Below are 17,243 nucleotides of genomic sequence, written 5' to 3'. Positions count from 1 at the left end.
CGTCGGGCGGGCGGTACGGGTTTGCCCAGTCGACGTTTCAGGTGGGCGGCAACGCAGGCTCGGCGTTCGGGCCGTTGCTGGCCGCCGCCATCATCATCCCCTATGGTCAGGGCAACGTGGCCTGGTTCGGGTTGTTTGCGCTGTTTGCGGTAGGCCTGCTGTATGTGATCAGCCGCTGGTACCGCACGCACTTGAGCCTGTTCAAGCTCAAGGCCGGGCAGAAGGCGACACATGGTTTGTCCAAACGGCGTGTGCTGAGCGCGCTGGTGGTGTTGGGGCTGCTGGTGTTCTCCAAGTATTTTTATATGGCCAGCCTCACCAGCTATTACACCTTCTTCCTGATTCAGAAATTCGACGTCTCCATCGCCAACTCGCAGATGTACCTGTTTTTGTTCCTTGGGGCGGTAGCAGCGGGGACGTTCTTTGGCGGTCCGATTGGCGACCGCATCGGGCGTAAGGCGGTGATCTGGTTCTCGATTCTGGGTGTCGCGCCGTTCACGTTGCTGCTGCCGTATGCCGATCTGTTCTGGACCAGCGTTCTCAGCGTGGTGATCGGTTTTATTCTGGCGTCGGCGTTCTCGGCGATTGTGGTGTATGCCCAGGAATTGGTGCCGGGCAACGTGGGCATGATTGCCGGTATCTTCTTTGGCTTGATGTTCGGCTTTGGCGGGATTGGTGCGGCGTTGCTGGGGCATCTGGCCGACATTCACGGCATCGAATACGTCTATAAGCTGTGCTCGTACCTGCCACTGTTTGGCGTGCTGGCAATCTTTTTGCCACGCACCAAAAAGGTCTGATTGCTGTACTCGCTGTACTCGCTGTCGAGGTACGAAGGCTGCGATGCGGGCCGAAGGACCGCCATTCAGGGGCGCTGCGCACCCCATCGCAGCCTCATCCTTCGGCAGCGACTACGTGTTTTGCGCGCTGGCACTAAAACTCTGCAACGCGCTTTCGACGGTGCTCAAATGCTGCAGGCAGATTTGCCACGGTGCTGACACGGCTTCGACCTGTTGGTCGTCATAGGCGGCCAACACCGGCTGCTGCGTATCGCCGGCAATCGCTGCACAGCCTGAGGCGACGCTGGCCAGCCGTTCGTGCAGCGCGGCGGGTGGCGAGCCCTGTTCTTTGCGCATGGCGTCCGCAAAGGCCTCAGAGAACAGCAGGGCGCTGGCGTACAAGCGCACGGCATGTCGCTCGTAACGGCTGGCTATGTCTTTGACTTCCCGCGAGGCAAACCGGCCGCGCAATGTCCAGCGTGCGGTATTGCGTGCGCTGGCAATGCCGTTCTCAAGGGTGATGAGGCTGTCGTGAGCACCCGAGAAAATAAACACCGCGTGCTGCGCGCTTTTAGCGTCGTTCTTTTCAAGGGCTGTCAGGCTTTGGCCGAAGCCTTTGGCGAGTTTTTCCAGCAAGTCCTTGGCCGAGTCATCAATAATCCCTATGGGGTTGGGCGTCAGCAAGATCTGGCTGAACATCAGGCCGACCCCGGCGCCCACCACCACATCGAGCATGCGCACAACACCTGCGCTCTCCGGGCCGACCGCCAACATCAAAACGGCTGACACGCCCGCCTGAATCGGTACGACGGCGCCCAAGCCGTACAGTGCGGCGATGGCAATGGCCGAGAACGTGGCGAAACCGATGCGCAGCAACGGGTAGCCGTCCGGTAACCACAGCGCGGCTTCCCCGATGATAATCCCGGTGGCCACGCCGACCATTAAACCGACCGCTTGCTTGCCATGGCTGGGCAGGCCGGGCGCCAGGCAAACAATCGCGCTGATGGCGGCAAACACCGGGTGCTCGTGGCCGAATAAGTGCTTGGCGAGGATCCACGCCAGTGCAGCGGCGATGGCTGAAGCCAGGGCATCGCGCCAGGCCGTGGTCCAGCGAAACTGGATTCGCTCAATAAGAGGAGTGGTGAAACGGTTGAAGAACACCTTGGACAGCATTGCGACTCCCTACACAGTCAGCCTTTAGGTCTTGGGACTAACCATAGACTGTTTGCTTGTCACGGTGTTTGTCGGGGTAAAATCCGGGCCCAAAAAAACCGCGCCTGGGCGCGGTTTTTTAGACGTGTGTTGGTTTACACGTTGAAGCGGAAGTGCAGGACGTCGCCGTCTTTAACGATGTAGTCCTTGCCTTCCAGACGCCATTTACCGGCTTCTTTTGCACCTGCTTCACCCTTGTACTGGATGAAGTCTTCGTAGGCGACCACTTCGGCGCGGATAAAGCCTTTTTCGAAGTCGGTGTGGATCACGCCAGCCGCTTGTGGAGCGGTAGCGCCTACTTTGACGGTCCAGGCGCGTACTTCTTGAACGCCGGCGGTGAAGTAGGTTTGCAGGTTGAGCATTTCGTAACCGGCACGGATCACACGGTTCAGGCCTGGCTCTTCAAGGCCCAGGGCCTCAAGGAACATGTCCTTTTCTTCGCCGTCTTCAAGCTCGGCAATTTCAGCTTCGATTTTGTTGCACACCGGAACAACGGTCGCGCCTTCTTCTTCGGCAATGGCTTTCACCACGTCGAGCAGCGGGTTGTTTTCAAAACCGTCTTCGGCCACGTTGGCGATGTACATCACCGGCTTGGTGGTCAGCAGGTGGAAGCCCTTGATGATTTGTTTCTCATCGGCGTCCATGTTCTTGATCAGGCTGCGTGCTGGCTTGCCCAGGGTGAAGTGGGCAATCAGTTGTTCCAGCAGGGCTTTTTGGGCAACCGCTTCTTTGTCGCCGCCTTTGGCGTTACGTGCGACTTTTTGCAGTTGCTTTTCGCAGCTGTCGAGGTCGGCGAAGATCAGCTCAAGGTCGATGATCTCGATGTCACGCTTAGGGTCGACGGTGTTGGAAACGTGGATCACGTTTTCGTCTTCAAAGCAGCGCACCACGTGAGCGATCGCGTCAGTCTCGCGGATGTTGGCCAGGAACTTGTTGCCCAGGCCTTCACCTTTGGATGCACCGGCTACCAGGCCCGCGATGTCAACGAACTCCATGGTGGTCGGCAGGATGCGATTCGGTTTAACGATCTCGGCCAGTGCTGCCAGACGCGGGTCGGGCATCGGCACGATGCCGGTGTTCGGCTCGATCGTGCAGAAGGGGAAGTTCTCCGCTGCAATGCCGGATTTGGTCAGGGCGTTGAACAGGGTGGACTTGCCGACGTTAGGCAGGCCGACGATGCCGCAGTTGAATCCCATGGTGTTTCCCCTCGGAAAAAGAGTCAGGCCTTCTGGCTGTGCAGGTTTTTCATCGCGCGGTTCCATTCACCGGCGAGGATATCCGGCAGCACGCCGAGGGCAAAATCGATGCTGGCGTCCAGTTTTTCCTGCTCGGCGCGTGGCGCACGACCCAGAACAAAGTTGGACACCATGCTCGCGACGCCTGGGTGGCCAATGCCGAGCCGCAGACGGTAGAAATTATTGTTGTTTCCCAGTTGCGCAATGATGTCACGCAAGCCGTTATGACCTCCATGGCCGCCGCCCAGCTTGAGCTTGGCAACACCCGGTGGGAGATCGAGTTCGTCGTGGGCCACCAATATGGCTTCTGGCGCAATGCGGTAGAAGCCGGCAATTGCCGCAACGGCCTGGCCGCTTCGGTTCATATAGGTGGTGGGAATCAACAGACGAACATCCTGACCCTGATGGCTGAAACGTCCGGTCAGGCCAAAATATTTACGATCGGCAGCGAGATTGACCCCGTTTGCCGCCGCGAGGCGCTCAACAAAAAGGGCCCCTGCGTTATGCCGGGTCTGTTCGTATTCGGTGCCTGGATTTCCCAGGCCAACGATCAGTTTTATGGCGGTCACGACAAGGGCCCTTCTATAGAGTTATGGATCACATCGCCGCTAACGGTAGCGGCGAAAACAGACAAGAAAACGGGTTTACCTGAGTAAACTTCGCGATCTTGTCCGCTTTACTCGCTGCGTGTTAGCTCGCGATGTTTCTCAAAACTCCAACGACAGAGTAATGAATTACTCAGCGTCTGCTTCTGGTGCAACACGTGGAGCGTGAACGTTGGCTACTGCCAGGTCGTTACCGTGTGCCAGAGCTACGAACTCAACGCCTTTAGGAGCGGTGATGTCCGACAGGTGAATGATCGAGCCGATTTCGGCGTTAGCCAGATCAACTTCGATGAATTCAGGCAGGTCTTTTGGCAGGCAGGAAACTTCGATTTCCGCGATAACGTGCGAGATCTCGCCGCCTTTCTTAACCGGAGCAGCTTCACCAACAAAGTGAACTGGAACGATTGCAGTCAGCTTTTGACCAGCAACAACGCGTACGAAGTCAGCGTGCATCACGTGGCCTTTAGCCGGGTGACGTTGCAGAGCTTTGATGATCACGTTTTGCTTAACGCCGCCAACGGTCAGTTCGATAACGTGGCTGTAAGCAGCTTCGTTTTCGAGCAGTTTGGCAACTTCTTTAGCCAGCATGCTGATGGATTCAGGGGCTTTGTCGCCACCGTAAACTACAGCTGGAACCAGGCTTGCGAGACGACGCAGGCGGCGGCTCGCACCTTTCCCCAGGTCGGAACGCACTTCAGCATTCAGAGTAAAATCGTTCATGTTGTATCTCCAAAATATCCACACCCGCCCTAGCGTTTGCGACCAGCGCTATGGACGGTATGGGCAAAAAAGCCCCGCCCCAACAGGCTGTTGGGGCGGGGCGCTTTTCGTCAACGGATGTCAGAGCAGGGCAGGGCCCTTATCTGAACATCGCGCTGATCGATTCTTCGTTGCTGATGCGGCGAACCGCTTCAGCCACAACCGGTGCGATATCCAGTTGACGGATACGCGAACAGGCTTGTGCGGCGGCGGACAGCGGGATGGTGTTAGTCACCACCAGCTCATCCAGCACAGAGTTCTCGATATTCTCGATTGCCCGACCCGACAGCACAGGGTGTGTGCAGTAGGCGAACACTTTGGCAGCGCCATGCTCTTTCAAGGCTTTAGCCGCGTGGCACAGAGTGCCGGCGGTATCGACCATGTCGTCAACCAAAATACAGGTACGCCCTTCGACATCACCAATGATATGCATCACTTCGGAGTGATTGGCTTTCTCACGGCGTTTGTCGATGATCCCCAGATCCACGCCCAAGGATTTGGCAACAGCACGTGCACGCACGACGCCGCCGATATCCGGGGACACAATCATGAGGTTCTCAAAGCGCTGATCTTCGATGTCATCCACCAATACTGGGGAGCCGTAGATGTTATCTACAGGAATATCGAAGAAACCCTGAATTTGGTCAGCATGCAAATCAACCGTGAGAACACGGTCGATGCCGACTACGGTAAGCATGTCAGCAACAACTTTTGCGCTGATAGCCACACGTGCGGAACGCGGACGGCGATCCTGACGGGCATAACCAAAGTAAGGAATAACAGCAGTAATACGAGTTGCTGAGGAACGGCGGAAGGCATCAGCCATCACGACGAGTTCCATCAGGTTATCGTTGGTCGGAGCACAAGTCGGCTGAATAATGAAAACGTCTTTACCGCGAACATTTTCATTGATCTCAGCGGTAATCTCGCCGTCGGAAAACTTGCCGACAGAAATGTCACCGAGAGGGATATGCAGCTGACGTACGACACGCCGAGCCAGATCGGGGTTAGCGTTCCCCGTAAAGACCATCATCTTGGACACGCGCAGTACCTGAAGGCTGAGGGTAACCTGGATGAGTATAAGAAATGGCAGGGGCGGCTGGATTCGAACCAACGCATGGCAGGATCAAAACCTGCTGCCTTACCGCTTGGCGACGCCCCTGTATCTGTTGCTACGAGTACCGTGTACCCGTTTCCGTTTACAGATCTTGTAGCGTTCGATGCAACATCGAAACGTTGCTTCCTTTTGCTACAAACCCTGTAAGGGTCTCTGTAAGAAGGTGCAGCACTTTATCAGCACTTGCTTCGTTTGGGAAGGCCCCAAATATACAACTTCCAGTTCCAGTTAATTTTGCTTCGGTATATTTACCTAACAAATTCAAAGCGTTACGTACTTCTGGATAACGCTCCTTCACCACTGCTTCGCAGTCGTTTCGGCTGTTTCCCTTGGGAACGGGGCGCACTTTAATGGGCAAAGAGTCACGTGTCAACAAAGGATCTGAAAATATTTCTGCTGTGCTGACAGAGACTTGCGGCACAAGTACGACGTACCAGGGCTCTTCCGGGTCTACAGGGGTAAGAATTTCGCCTACGCCTTCTGCGAAAGCGGCGTGCCCACGGACGAAAACCGGAACATCGGCTCCCAGGCTCAGGCCCAGTGCTGCCAACTGGTCTTCAGTCCAGTTCAATTGCCAGAGATGGTTGAGGCCCAGCAAGGTGGTGGCCGCATTTGAACTGCCGCCGCCAATGCCGCCGCCCATGGGCAATATCTTTTTGATCCAGATATCGATGCCCAGCGGGCTGTTGGACTGTTGTTGCAGTTTTTTCGCCGCTTTGACGATCAGGTTGTCGTCGTGCGCCACACCGGCAAACTCGGTGTGCAGGAAAATAACCCCGTCGTCGCGTACGGCGAAGGTCATTTCATCGCCGTAATCGAGGAATTGAAACAGGGTTTGCAGTTCGTGGTAGCCGTCTGCGCGACGACCCAAAATGTGCAGCATCAAATTCAGTTTTGCCGGGGAGGGCAAAACCAGTGCCTCTTTTTGCATCTTATTGTCCCAACTGACGCGGTTGCCAATCTTTCACGACCAGCGTGACGTCCAGATCCGTGCCGTGCAGTTTGACCCGCTCCGGCAACCAAAAACCATTTTGTTCGATGTAGCTCAGGTATTCGATCTGCCAGCCATCCTGTTCCAGGCTGGCAAGGCGGCTGTCGGCGTTCAGGGTCACGCGGCTTTTGCTGTCGGGCGCGGGCAGCCCGCGAACCCACCAGACCAAATGCGACACCGGCAAGCTCCAGCCCAACTGCTCGCCGAGCAATTGTTCCGGGGTGGTGGCTTCATAGCGGCCCTGGTTGGCGACCTCAAGGCTGACATTGCCCGGGCGGCCGGTCAGGCGGGCAGCGCCTCGGCCCAGCGGGCCCGACAGGCGAATGTCGTAGTAGTCCTGGCGTTGCAGCCAAAACAGTGTCGCGCTGCCCGAATCTTTAGGGGCACGAATGCCGACCTTGCCGTTGATTTGCCAGCCATCGAGTGCGCTCAGCTGCTGTTTATGCTGCGACCACAGGGCAGGGCTGCCGTGACCTTCGACCGATTCACGAGCGCCGAAGCCCGCGCAACCGGCGAGCAGGGCGATCAGGCCAAAGGCAATGAGATGGCGTACATGACGAAAAAACATGATTTAAGGAGTCTCGGATCCGGTCAGGCGCAAGACGGTTTTGCGCAGAATAGGGCTGTCTGGGTTGTCCTTGAGGAACTGCCCCCAGAGTTTTTTGGCTTCACGCTGCTGGCCACTCACCCACAACACTTCACCTAAATGCGCGGCCACTTCTTGATCGGGGAAGCGCTCCAGCGCCTGGCGCAGCAAACGTTCTGCTTCAGGCAAATTACCCAGGCGGAAGTTCACCCATCCCAGGCTGTCGAGCACGGCCGGGTCTTCCGGGTTCAAATCGTAAGCTTGCTGGATGTATGTTTTGGCTTCGGCGTAGCGGGTGGTGCGGTCCGCAAGGGTGTAACCCAGCGCGTTCAAGGCCATGGCGTTGTCAGGTTCACGCTGGATAATGGCGCGCAAATCGGCCTCCATTTGCGGGAGGTCGTTACGTTTTTCGGCCAGCATGGCGCGTGAGTACAGCAGGTTCAGGTCGTCGGGGTATTGCTTGACGGCTTGTTGCAAAACGGCCCAGGCGCGATCGGTCTGATTGTTCGCCGACAGGGTTTCGGCTTCGATCAGGTACAGCTGAATCGCGTAGTCCGGCTGGGCGTCACGGGCAGCCGCCAGTTTTTGCGAAGCTTCGGCGCCGCGGCCGTGATTGATCAAAATGTCTGCCTGGCGCAATTGTGCAGGCAAATAATCATTACCTGGCTCTACCAACGCGTATTGAATCAGCGCGCCTTGCGGGTCATTACGTTCTTCCGCAATACGGCCCAGGTTCAAGTGTGCCGAGTCGACATGACTGTCGCGGTCGATCAGTTCTTGCAGATAGCCTTCGGCTTCGTCCCAGGACTTAAGCTCAAGGCACACCAGCGCCAGGGAGAAACGCAGTTCGTCGTCTTCCGGGTACTGCTGAACCAGGCTGGCGAATTGCACTTTTGCCTGATCGATGCGGTTTTGCTCGACCAGCGTACGTGCATAAGTCAGGCCCAACCGTTTGTCGTCCGGGTTGTCGCGCATGGTTTTTTGCAGCAGCGGCAAGGCTTCATCGCCACGGTTAAGGCTTTGCAGCAGGCGGGCGCGCAGCAGAATCGGGGCGATTTCACCGTCTTGCGGCGGATGCTGCTCCAGCAGTTTCAAGGCGCCGGCCGCGTCATCGTCCTGTTGCATCAGCAAGGCTTTGCCGAAGATCAGTTGATCGTTGTCCGGGTGCCTGACCAGCAGCCGATCAAAGTTTTTTTGCAGCCCGGCACGAGTCTCGGGGTCTGTTTCGAGGGCCGACAAGGCTAAAAAGTCGAAGTGCGTGTCGCCTTTGGCCTGCAGGACTTTTTCCATGTAGGCCATGGAATCGTCGTAGCGACCGCTGCGTGCCAGTTGAATGGCCGCAGCGCGTTGCGCATCCAGATCATCCGGTGCGTTTCTGGCCCAGATCAGCACCGTGTCGAGGGCTGCCTGATCGGCGCCCAGGTATTCGGCGATGCGAAACGCACGCTCGGCGACGCCCGGATCCTGGGTGTTGATCGCCTGCGTCACGTAGTTATCGAGGGCGATATCCAGGCGATTGCGTTGGCCGGCCAACTCCGCGCTCAGCAGGCTGTACAGCGTGTCTTCGCTGAACGAGCCATAAACCGTGGGTTTTTCCGGGACGGTGGTAACGTCTTCTGCCGCGGACGAAGCATCCGGGGACGTGGGGGCCAGAGACTGGCAGCCACTGAGAACGACGAGAGCAAGGAGCAACGCGGAGGATCTATTCATATAAGAGAAAGGCGACTTACCTGCGGTCTGGGCATCATGACACATGCGATGGTGCAAACCATAACAGGTGCGACTATCGATAGAAGCGATATAAGGCTCTGATGATGCGAGGGAAGATGAGTTCAACAGACGTTAACTATAGAGACAATAGTCAGCAATGGTTGTTCTGAATCAGACGAAGTAGGACAATTGTCGGCTTCTCGTCACCATCAGCGATATTGAATGGCCTTCCTCGCACTCGGTATTAACCACAAGACTGCTTCAGTAGACGTCCGCGAGCGCGTGGCATTTACTCCAGAGCAGTTGGTTGAAGCCTTGCAGCAACTCTGCCGCCTCACCGACAGTCGCGAAGCTGCGATCCTCTCGACCTGCAATCGCAGTGAGCTTTATCTCGAACAAGACCAGCTCGGTGCCGAAGCCGTGCTGAAATGGCTGGCCGAATATCACGATTTGAACTACGAAGAGCTGCGGGCGTGTGCCTACATCCATGAAGATGATGCGGCCGTTCGTCACATGATGCGTGTGGCTTCGGGGCTCGATTCGCTGGTGTTGGGTGAGCCGCAAATTCTCGGCCAGATGAAATCTGCCTACGCCGTGGCGCGTGAGGCGGGTACTGTCGGGCCGCTATTGGGGCGTCTGTTCCAGGCCACGTTCAACTCGGCCAAGCAAGTGCGCACCGACACGGCGATTGGTGAAAACCCGGTGTCGGTGGCTTTTGCTGCGGTGAGCCTGGCCAAGCAGATTTTCAGCGACTTGCAGCGCAGTCAGGCACTGCTGATCGGGGCGGGCGAGACCATCACCCTGGTCGCCCGGCACCTGCATGATCTGGGGGTTAAACGCATCGTGGTGGCTAACCGTACCTTAGAGCGGGCCAGTACCCTGGCCGAGCAGTTCGGCGCTCATGCCGTGTTGTTGTCAGACATTCCACAAGAGCTGGTGCACAGCGACATCGTGATCAGCTCGACTGCCAGCCAATTGCCGATTCTGGGCAAGGGCGCTGTCGAAAGTGCCTTGAAGCTGCGCAAGCACAAGCCTATTTTCATGGTCGACATTGCCGTGCCACGGGATATCGAGCCAGAAGTCGGCGAGTTGGACGACGTTTACCTCTACACCGTCGACGACTTGCACGAAGTGGTCGCAGAAAACCTCAAGAGCCGTCAGGGCGCGGCCCAGGCCGCTGAAGAACTGGTGAGCATCGGCGCCGAAGATTTCATGGTGCGTTTGCGTGAGCTGGCGGCGGTTGATGTGCTTAAAGCCTATCGTCAGCAAGGCGAGCGCCTGCGCGATGAAGAATTGCAAAAAGCCCTGCGGATGATGGCCAATGGCAGCAATCCGCAAGACGTGTTGGTGCAACTGGCGCGTGGTTTAACCAATAAACTGCTTCACGCCCCCAGCGTGCAGCTTAAAAAGCTTTCCGCCGAAGGCCGCCTCGATGCGCTGGCCATGGCCCAAGAACTTTTTGCCCTCGGTGAGGGCTCATCGGATAGCTCTGCGGATAAAAAACTGTAATGAAAGCGTCACTGCTTAATAAGCTGGACATCCTCCGGGATCGATTTGAAGAATTGACCGCCTTGCTTGGCGATGGCGAGGTCATTTCTGATCAAACCAAGTTCCGCGCCTACTCCAAGGAGTACGCGGAGGTTGAGCCCATTGTTGCCGCCTACGTTCAGTGGCTCAAGGTGCAGGACGACCTCGAAGGTGCCCAGGCGCTTCTCAAGGACAACGACCCTGACATGCGCGAAATGGCGGTTGAAGAAGTCCGCGAAGCCAAAGAACAGCTCATCGGGCTGGAAAAAGACCTGCAACGCATGCTCTTGCCCAAAGACCCGAACGACGGGCGCAACGTTTTCCTCGAAATTCGAGCGGGCACCGGCGGTGATGAAGCGGCCATTTTTGCTGGCGACCTGTTTCGCATGTACTCGCGCTACGCCGAGCGTCGTGGCTGGCGGGTCGAGATTTTGTCGGAAAGCATCGGCGAACATGGCGGCTATAAAGAAGTCATCGCCCGGGTCGAAGGCGACAATGTGTACGGCAAGCTAAAGTTCGAGTCCGGCGCCCACCGCGTACAGCGCGTTCCGGCCACCGAATCCCAGGGCCGTATCCACACGTCGGCCTGTACCGTTGCCGTTTTGCCTGAGCCTGACGAGCAAGAAGCGATCGAGATCAACCCGGCCGACTTGCGTGTCGACACCTACCGTTCCTCGGGGGCGGGTGGTCAGCACGTTAACAAAACCGACTCGGCCATTCGTATCACGCACTTGCCGACCGGCATTGTGGTCGAGTGTCAGGAAGAGCGTTCCCAGCATAAAAACCGGGCACGGGCGATGTCCTGGCTTTCAGCTAAATTGAATGACCAGCAAACCAGCGCCGCGGCCAACGCGATCGCCAGCGAGCGTAAATTGCTGGTGGGCTCGGGCGACCGTTCCGAGCGCATTCGCACCTACAACTTCGCTCAAGGCCGTGTGACAGACCATCGCGTCAACTTGACCTTGTATTCACTGGATGAAGTATTGGCCGGCGGTGTTGATGCCGTTATTGAGCCGTTGTTAGCGGAATATCAGGCTGACCAACTGACAGCCCTGGGTGAATAAATGACCATTATTGCCAGTTTGTTACGTGCCGCTGAATTGCCCGACTCGCCCACCGCCCGTCTTGATGCGGAGCTGTTGCTGGCGGCCGCGCTGGGCAAACCGCGCAGTTACCTGCACACGTGGCCAGAAAAAATCGTCAGCAGCGAAGCCGCGTCGACCTTTTCAGACTTCTTGCAGCGCCGTCGCCAAGGTGAACCGGTGGCCTATATTTTGGGCCAGCAAGGGTTTTGGAAGCTCGACCTGGAAGTCGCGCCGCACACCTTGATCCCGCGCCCGGACACCGAGCTGCTGGTTGAAACGGCATTGGCGTTGCTGCCCCAGACCCCGGCCAAGGTGCTGGACCTGGGCACCGGCAGCGGGGCGATTGCCCTCGCGCTGGCCAGTGAGCGTGGCGCCTGGCAGGTGACCGCGGTCGACCGCGTGCCTGAAGCCGTGGCGCTGGCCGAACGCAACCGCCAGCGTTTGCAACTGGCCAACGTCAGCGTACTGCACAGCCACTGGTTCAGCGCTCTGGCCGATCAACGCTTTGACCTGATCATCAGCAACCCGCCCTACATCGCCGCAGGTGACTCGCACCTGGCCGAAGGTGACGTGCGCTTCGAGCCTGAAAGTGCGCTGGTGGCCGGTGTTGACGGTCTGGATGACATTCGTCACATCATTGCCCAAGCCCCGCTGCATCTAAATGCCGGTGGCTGGTTGATGCTTGAGCACGGCTACGACCAGGCGGCTGCGGTTCGTGAGCTGCTGCAAGGCGCGGGCTTTGAACAGGTAGAAAGCCGCAAAGACCTGGGTACCCACGAACGCATTACCCTGGGCCGCCTGCCGTGCTGACCGATGAGGAGCTGTTGCGCTATAGCCGACAGATCCTGTTGCAACAGGTCGACATCGACGGCCAGCTCAAGCTGAAAAACAGCCGTGCGCTGATTGTCGGTCTGGGCGGGCTGGGTTCGCCGGTGGCGCTGTACTTGGCGGCAGCGGGGGTGGGTGAGTTGCACGTGGCTGACTTCGACAGCGTCGACGTGACCAACCTGCAACGCCAGATCATCCACGACAGCGCCAATGTCGGCGGAAGCAAGGTCGACTCGGCCATGCGCCGTCTTCGTCTGCTGAACCCGCACATCAAACTGGTTGCCCATCGCTCGGCGCTGGATGCCGATTCGCTGGCCGAGGCCGTGTCCGCGGTAGACGTGGTGCTCGATTGCTGTGACAACTTTGGCACCCGCGAGGCCGTCAACCGCGCCTGTGTCGCGGCGCGCAAGCCACTGGTTAGCGGTGCGGCGATTCGCCTTGAGGGGCAATTATCGGTTTTTGACCCGCGCCAGCCCGCGAGCCCGTGTTACCACTGTTTATATGGGCACGGCAGCGACGAAGAGCTGACCTGCAGCGAAGCCGGCGTCATCGGTCCACTGGTGGGGCTGGTCGGCAGCCTGCAAGCGCTGGAGGCACTCAAGCTGCTGGCCGGTTTTGGCGAGCCACTGGTGGGGCGCCTGTTATTGATTGACGCCGTGACCACGCGCTTTCGCGAGTTGCGGGTCAAGCGCGATCCGGCCTGTAGCGTGTGCGGGGCTGGCCATGAGTGAAGCGCCGATTGGTGTGTTCGATTCCGGCGTCGGCGGTTTGTCGGTGTTGCGTGAGATCAACCAATTGTTGCCCAACGAATCGCTGCTCTATGTCGGCGACTGCGGGCATATTCCCTACGGCGAAAAAAGCCCCGAGTTCATTCGTGAGCGCTGCGCAATCATGGCTGAGTTCTTTCAGCGCGAAGGGGCCAAAGCTCTGGTGCTGGCGTGCAACACAGCGACCGTGGCGGCCGTGGCGGATTTGCGTCAGCGCTACCCCGACTGGCCCATGGTCGGCATGGAGCCTGCGGTAAAACCCGCTGCGGCAGCGACCCGCAGTGGCGTGGTCGGCGTGCTCGCCACCACCGGCACCTTGCAGAGTGCCAAGTTCGCCGCCTTGCTCGACCGCTTCGCCAGCACCGTAAAGGTCATCACCCAGCCGTGCCCCGGCCTGGTGGAATTGATCGAAACCGGCGATCTGAGCAGCGAGGCCTTGCGCACGATGCTGCGCGGCTATGTCGAGCCGCTGCTGGCCGCCGGCTGCGACACCATTATTCTGGGCTGCACGCATTACCCCTTCCTCAAGCCTTTGCTCAGCCAAATGCTCCCACCGTCGATCGTCTTGATCGACACCGGCGCCGCCGTGGCCCGCCAACTGCAACGCTTATTGGACGAGCGCGGCCTGTTGGCGAGCGGTCCTGCGCGGGAAACACAGCTATGGACCAGCGCGTCCCCCGAATCTCTAAGAAATATCCTTCATGTGTTGTGGAATAAATCTGGTCTTGTGCGAAGCTTCGATCTGTAAGAAAACATGAAGAGCATTTGAGTCGTTGAACTTTCTCAGGGGCTGGAGATTCATACTCATCGGTTTGATGAGGTACATAAAAATTAAGATCGGCATACGAAAATAGGATTTTCATATGAAACGTTTGATTGGCTTGGTGGCGCTGGCAACGGCCGCTCTGGGGTATAGCTATACGGCACAAGCGGCCGGCATTGAATTCGGTGTGGGGCACACCAGTGAGTCAACGATGACCTATCGTCTGGGCTTGAATTCAAATTGGGACAAAAGCTGGCTGCAAAGTGACGTCGGTCGTTTGACCGGTTACTGGAGCGGCGCTTACACCTACTGGGAAGGCGACAAGTCTTCGGCGAACAACAGCCTGTCGTTCTCGCCTGTCTTTGTGTACGAATTTGCGGGTGAAACGGTCAAGCCTTACCTGGAAGCCGGTATCGGCGTGGCGGTGTTTGGCCACACCGAGGTCGAGCGCAACAAATTGGGCACGGCGTTCCAGTTTGAAGACCGCCTGGGCTTTGGCCTGCGCTTTGCCGGTGGGCATGAAGTCGGCATTCGCGCGACTCACTACTCCAATGCCGGGTTATCCAGCACCAACGACGGCGTAGAAAGCTACTCGCTGCACTACACCCTCCCGCTGTAACCACCCCTGTAGGAGCGAGCTCGCCTCGCGATCTTTTGATCTTAAAAAGACGCTCGCTCCTACACGTACGCCGTCGAAATCCCCTGGCGTTCATTCAGGCATTCAACGTCGCCCATCTCGAAGTCTCGACAAATCAGCGGGCGCTGTTCGTAGATCGTGCACATCATGGTGTTGCGATCCAGCGCAGCACACCAGCCATCATCGAGCCTGAGCATCACCTCACCGCCCCAGTCATCGGTGTCGATAAAACGCTCGGGCACACCGGTGTCGGTGATCAGCATCACTTCCAGTTGGCAGCAACAGGCTGCGCACGTTGAACAGGTAACGGCGGGTTCGGTAATGTCGTTCAGGGGGATGTTGGTCATAGGCGCGCAGTGTAAGGCACAGCTGCGCTCAGGTGTGAACCCGCTGACCAGTCACCCGCACAATCACTGGCTTAGAGCGAGGTCTCGCCCTGGTTGCGTGACAGGCGCTTGGCCAGTGCAACCTGCACGCGTTTTGGCAGGGTGGCCAGCAGGTTGAGCAGTTTTAGCAAGCGGGTCGGGAACACGACCTCCCGTGGCCGTTTTTGCAACTGCTGGCAGATGTACGCAGCGGCTTTAGAGGCAGGCCAGCGGCCCTGTATCGACAGCTCAGGGTTTTCTGCCCGCGACGTATCGACAAAGCCTGGGCTGACCAAGGTCACATCAATGCCTTCGTCGGCCAGATCAACCCGCAGTGATTCGAGCAAGTAATGCAGCCCCGACTTTGCCGCACCAAAAGCTTGTGCCCGGCGCTGCGGCGAGGCCGTGACCGCACTGACTACGCCCACCAGATGCGGTGAGCGTCCGGCGCGCAGCAAGGGCAGCGCGCTTTCAATGCAATAACTGCTGGCCAGCAAGTTGGTGCACACCGAGCGCTCGATCACCCGCGCATCAAATTGGCTGACATCGACATATTCACAGGTCCCGGCGCTCAGGATGACCGTGTCCAGGGCGCCCCAGCTTTGCGCGATGGTCATGCCGATTTCACGCACTTGCAGATGGTCGGTCAGGTCGCCGGGCACCAGCAACACCTGGCCGGGGAAGCGTTCAGACAACGCCACCAGCGGGCCCAGGGTACGGGCGGTCAAGGCAAGGTGAGCGCCGCGTTGCAGCAGCTCTTTTGCCATGTGCGCGCCAATACCGCTGCTTGCGCCGGTTAACCAGATGCGACGACCTTCAATCATGTTCCACCTCGAGAAGTTGTCGTGAAGGCAGGCTTTTGAAGGCGCTGAGGGCGCGTTCTCGGCTTTTCTTCAGATCGACAATGGGCGCAGGGTAATTGGCTACACCAAACAGGCCGCCAGCAGACGCCGGGTTGTGCACTTCTTTTTTATTCAGTGCAGCGAGCTCGGGCAACCAGTGCTTGATGAATTGCCCTTCAGAATCGAAGCGCTCGGACTGGCTTAACGGGTTGAAAATTCTGAAATACGGAACGGAGTCTGTACCGGTTGACGCGCTCCACTGCCAGCCGCCGTTGTTGGCCGCGAGGTCGCCATCAATCAAATGACGCATGAAAAAACGCTCGCCTTCGCGCCAGTCGATCAACAGGTTTTTGGTCAGGAACATCGCCACCACCATGCGCAGGCGGTTGTGCATCCAGCCGGTGGCCAGCAGTTGGCGGATCGCCGCGTCGACAATCGGCACGCCGGTACGGCCTTCTTGCCAGGCGGCCAGTTCGTCCGGGGCGTTACGCCAAGGCAAATATTCGGTTTCTGGTTTGAAGGCGCGGTGCCGTGAGACACGCGGGAAGCCCACCAGCACATGTTTGTAGAACTCGCGCCAGAGCAGTTCGTTAACCCAGGTGAAGACGCCAGGGCTGCCGCTTTCGAACTCACCGTTGTTGCTGCCCAGCGCCGCATGCAAGCACTGGCGAGGCGAAAGAACGCCTGCGGCCAAATAAGTGGACAGCTGGCTGGTGCCCGGCTTGGCGGGTAAATCGCGCTCGTCCTGGTAATAGTGAATTTGTTCACTGGTAAAGCGCGCCAAACGCTCATGGGCTTCATCTTCACCGGCGGGCCAGAGATCACGCAGAGCCTGGGGCGGTGTTTCAAAGCCGGAGATGGCCTGCGGCACGCTATCGCGTTTGATCAGCAGGGCCGCTTGCGCTTTGGGCGCCGCGACGGTTTTCGGCAGGGCCATGTGCAGGCGGTTGTAGCAGAGCCGACGGAACTGGGTGAACACCTTAAAATACGAGCCGGACTGCGTCAGTAGGCTGCCGGGCGCAAACAGTAGCTGGTCCAGATAGCTGTGAAAGCCGATGCCTTGGGCCTTAAGTGCGTCGGCAACAGCCTGGTCGCGACGGGTTTCGTGGATGCCGTATTCCTCGTTGACGTGCACGTCATCAATGCCCAATTGCTGGCACAACTCAAGCAGCACGGCGGGGGCCTGATCCCAGGTGTCGGCGGTGCGGATAAGCAGCGGGATGTTCAACCGTTGCAGGCTGTCGCTCAAGGTGCGCAGGTTGCGCAGCCAGAAATCGACTTTGCAGGGAGCATCGTCGTGCGCCAGCCATTGCTCAGGGCTGATCAGGTACACGGCCACGGTCGGGCCGCGCTCGGCACTGGCGCTCAGGGCGGTGTTGTCATGTTGGCGCAAATCGCTGCGTAACCACAAAAGTTGCATGTCTGTTCCTTGAAAACA

At 58.2% G+C, this 17,243-nt stretch carries 18 protein-coding genes and 1 tRNA gene; 7 read left to right on the top strand and 12 right to left on the bottom strand.

Annotated features, from left to right (window positions below):
- The coding region (locus GHO41_RS18185) for an MFS transporter (RefSeq protein ID WP_153434282.1) at positions 1-797 on the top strand (797 nt) is incomplete at its 5' end.
- Between the two features lie 111 nt (positions 798-908).
- On the opposite strand, the gene GHO41_RS18180 is transcribed toward GHO41_RS18185, so the two are convergent.
- The 9 genes from GHO41_RS18180 to GHO41_RS18140 form a co-directional block, all read right to left on the bottom strand.
- Positions 909-1,949, bottom strand: coding sequence for an aromatic acid exporter family protein (locus GHO41_RS18180; protein WP_048368416.1), 1,041 nt, complete (start codon positions 1,947-1,949; stop codon positions 909-911).
- Between the two features lie 134 nt (positions 1,950-2,083).
- Complete coding sequence (gene ychF / locus GHO41_RS18175; RefSeq protein WP_048368415.1) at positions 2,084-3,184, bottom strand: redox-regulated ATPase YchF; 1,101 nt, start codon at positions 3,182-3,184, stop codon at positions 2,084-2,086.
- 23 nt (positions 3,185-3,207) lie between these two features.
- Entirely contained in the window at positions 3,208-3,792 is a 585-nt protein-coding gene (gene pth / locus GHO41_RS18170) for an aminoacyl-tRNA hydrolase (RefSeq protein ID WP_371928971.1), read from the bottom strand.
- Between the two features lie 165 nt (positions 3,793-3,957).
- Entirely contained in the window at positions 3,958-4,548 is a 591-nt protein-coding gene (locus GHO41_RS18165; RefSeq protein WP_048368413.1) for a 50S ribosomal protein L25/general stress protein Ctc, read from the bottom strand.
- A gap of 139 nt (positions 4,549-4,687) precedes the next feature.
- Positions 4,688-5,629 (bottom strand): ribose-phosphate pyrophosphokinase, encoded by a 942-nt coding sequence (locus tag GHO41_RS18160; RefSeq protein WP_016971225.1) that lies wholly within the window; start codon positions 5,627-5,629, stop codon positions 4,688-4,690.
- A 45-nt stretch (positions 5,630-5,674) separates the two neighbouring features.
- Positions 5,675-5,749: transfer RNA gene (locus tag GHO41_RS18155), tRNA-Gln, on the bottom strand.
- A gap of 37 nt (positions 5,750-5,786) precedes the next feature.
- On the bottom strand, positions 5,787-6,635 hold the full coding sequence (gene ispE, locus GHO41_RS18150) for a 4-(cytidine 5'-diphospho)-2-C-methyl-D-erythritol kinase (protein WP_153327065.1): 849 nt from the start codon (positions 6,633-6,635) through the stop codon (positions 5,787-5,789).
- Between the two features lies 1 nt (position 6,636).
- On the bottom strand, positions 6,637-7,263 hold the full coding sequence (lolB, locus tag GHO41_RS18145; RefSeq protein WP_048368411.1) for a lipoprotein insertase outer membrane protein LolB: 627 nt from the start codon (positions 7,261-7,263) through the stop codon (positions 6,637-6,639).
- Positions 7,264-7,266: 3 nt separating this feature from the next.
- The gene (locus tag GHO41_RS18140; RefSeq protein ID WP_048368410.1) at positions 7,267-8,991 is read right to left on the bottom strand and encodes a tetratricopeptide repeat protein; all 1,725 of its coding nucleotides are present in this window, start codon (positions 8,989-8,991) and stop codon (positions 7,267-7,269) included.
- A gap of 222 nt (positions 8,992-9,213) precedes the next feature.
- On the opposite strand from GHO41_RS18140, the gene hemA reads away from it, so the two are divergent.
- The 6 genes from hemA to GHO41_RS18110 all read left to right on the top strand — a co-directional run bounded on the left by hemA (position 9,214) and on the right by GHO41_RS18110 (position 14,580).
- Complete coding sequence (hemA, locus tag GHO41_RS18135; RefSeq protein ID WP_048368409.1) at positions 9,214-10,500, top strand: glutamyl-tRNA reductase; 1,287 nt, start codon at positions 9,214-9,216, stop codon at positions 10,498-10,500.
- Positions 10,500-11,582, top strand: a complete 1,083-nt coding sequence (prfA, locus tag GHO41_RS18130; protein WP_048368408.1) for a peptide chain release factor 1 — start codon at positions 10,500-10,502, stop codon at positions 11,580-11,582. The genes hemA and prfA overlap by 1 nt, the downstream gene beginning before the upstream one ends.
- Complete coding sequence (gene prmC, locus GHO41_RS18125) at positions 11,583-12,413, top strand: peptide chain release factor N(5)-glutamine methyltransferase (RefSeq protein WP_153434281.1); 831 nt, start codon at positions 11,583-11,585, stop codon at positions 12,411-12,413.
- Entirely contained in the window at positions 12,407-13,162 is a 756-nt protein-coding gene (locus GHO41_RS18120; RefSeq protein WP_371928970.1) for a molybdopterin-synthase adenylyltransferase MoeB, read from the top strand. The genes prmC and GHO41_RS18120 overlap by 7 nt, the downstream gene beginning before the upstream one ends.
- Positions 13,155-13,946 (top strand): glutamate racemase, encoded by a 792-nt coding sequence (murI, locus tag GHO41_RS18115; RefSeq protein ID WP_048368405.1) that lies wholly within the window; start codon positions 13,155-13,157, stop codon positions 13,944-13,946. The genes GHO41_RS18120 and murI overlap by 8 nt, the downstream gene beginning before the upstream one ends.
- A gap of 115 nt (positions 13,947-14,061) precedes the next feature.
- Positions 14,062-14,580 (top strand): acyloxyacyl hydrolase, encoded by a 519-nt coding sequence (locus GHO41_RS18110; protein ID WP_048368404.1) that lies wholly within the window; start codon positions 14,062-14,064, stop codon positions 14,578-14,580.
- Between the two features lie 59 nt (positions 14,581-14,639).
- On the opposite strand, the gene GHO41_RS18105 is transcribed toward GHO41_RS18110, so the two are convergent.
- The 3 genes from GHO41_RS18105 to phrB all read right to left on the bottom strand — a co-directional run bounded on the left by GHO41_RS18105 (position 14,640) and on the right by phrB (position 17,225).
- A complete protein-coding gene (locus GHO41_RS18105; protein ID WP_048368403.1) occupies positions 14,640-14,945 on the bottom strand; it encodes a YkgJ family cysteine cluster protein in 306 nt (101 codons plus the stop codon).
- Positions 14,946-15,016: 71 nt separating this feature from the next.
- Positions 15,017-15,787, bottom strand: a complete 771-nt coding sequence (locus GHO41_RS18100) for an SDR family oxidoreductase (protein ID WP_153434280.1) — start codon at positions 15,785-15,787, stop codon at positions 15,017-15,019.
- Entirely contained in the window at positions 15,780-17,225 is a 1,446-nt protein-coding gene (gene phrB, locus GHO41_RS18095) for a deoxyribodipyrimidine photo-lyase (protein WP_153391041.1), read from the bottom strand. The genes GHO41_RS18100 and phrB overlap by 8 nt, the downstream gene beginning before the upstream one ends.
- Positions 17,226-17,243 lie beyond the last annotated feature (18 nt).

It is taken from the genome of Pseudomonas sp. FSL R10-0399, from assembly GCF_009600165.1.
Lineage (GTDB): Bacteria > Pseudomonadota > Gammaproteobacteria > Pseudomonadales > Pseudomonadaceae > Aquipseudomonas > Aquipseudomonas helleri.
The sequence above is the reverse complement of the archived record's forward strand: the minus strand, read 5'-3'. Positions and strand labels throughout refer to the sequence as shown.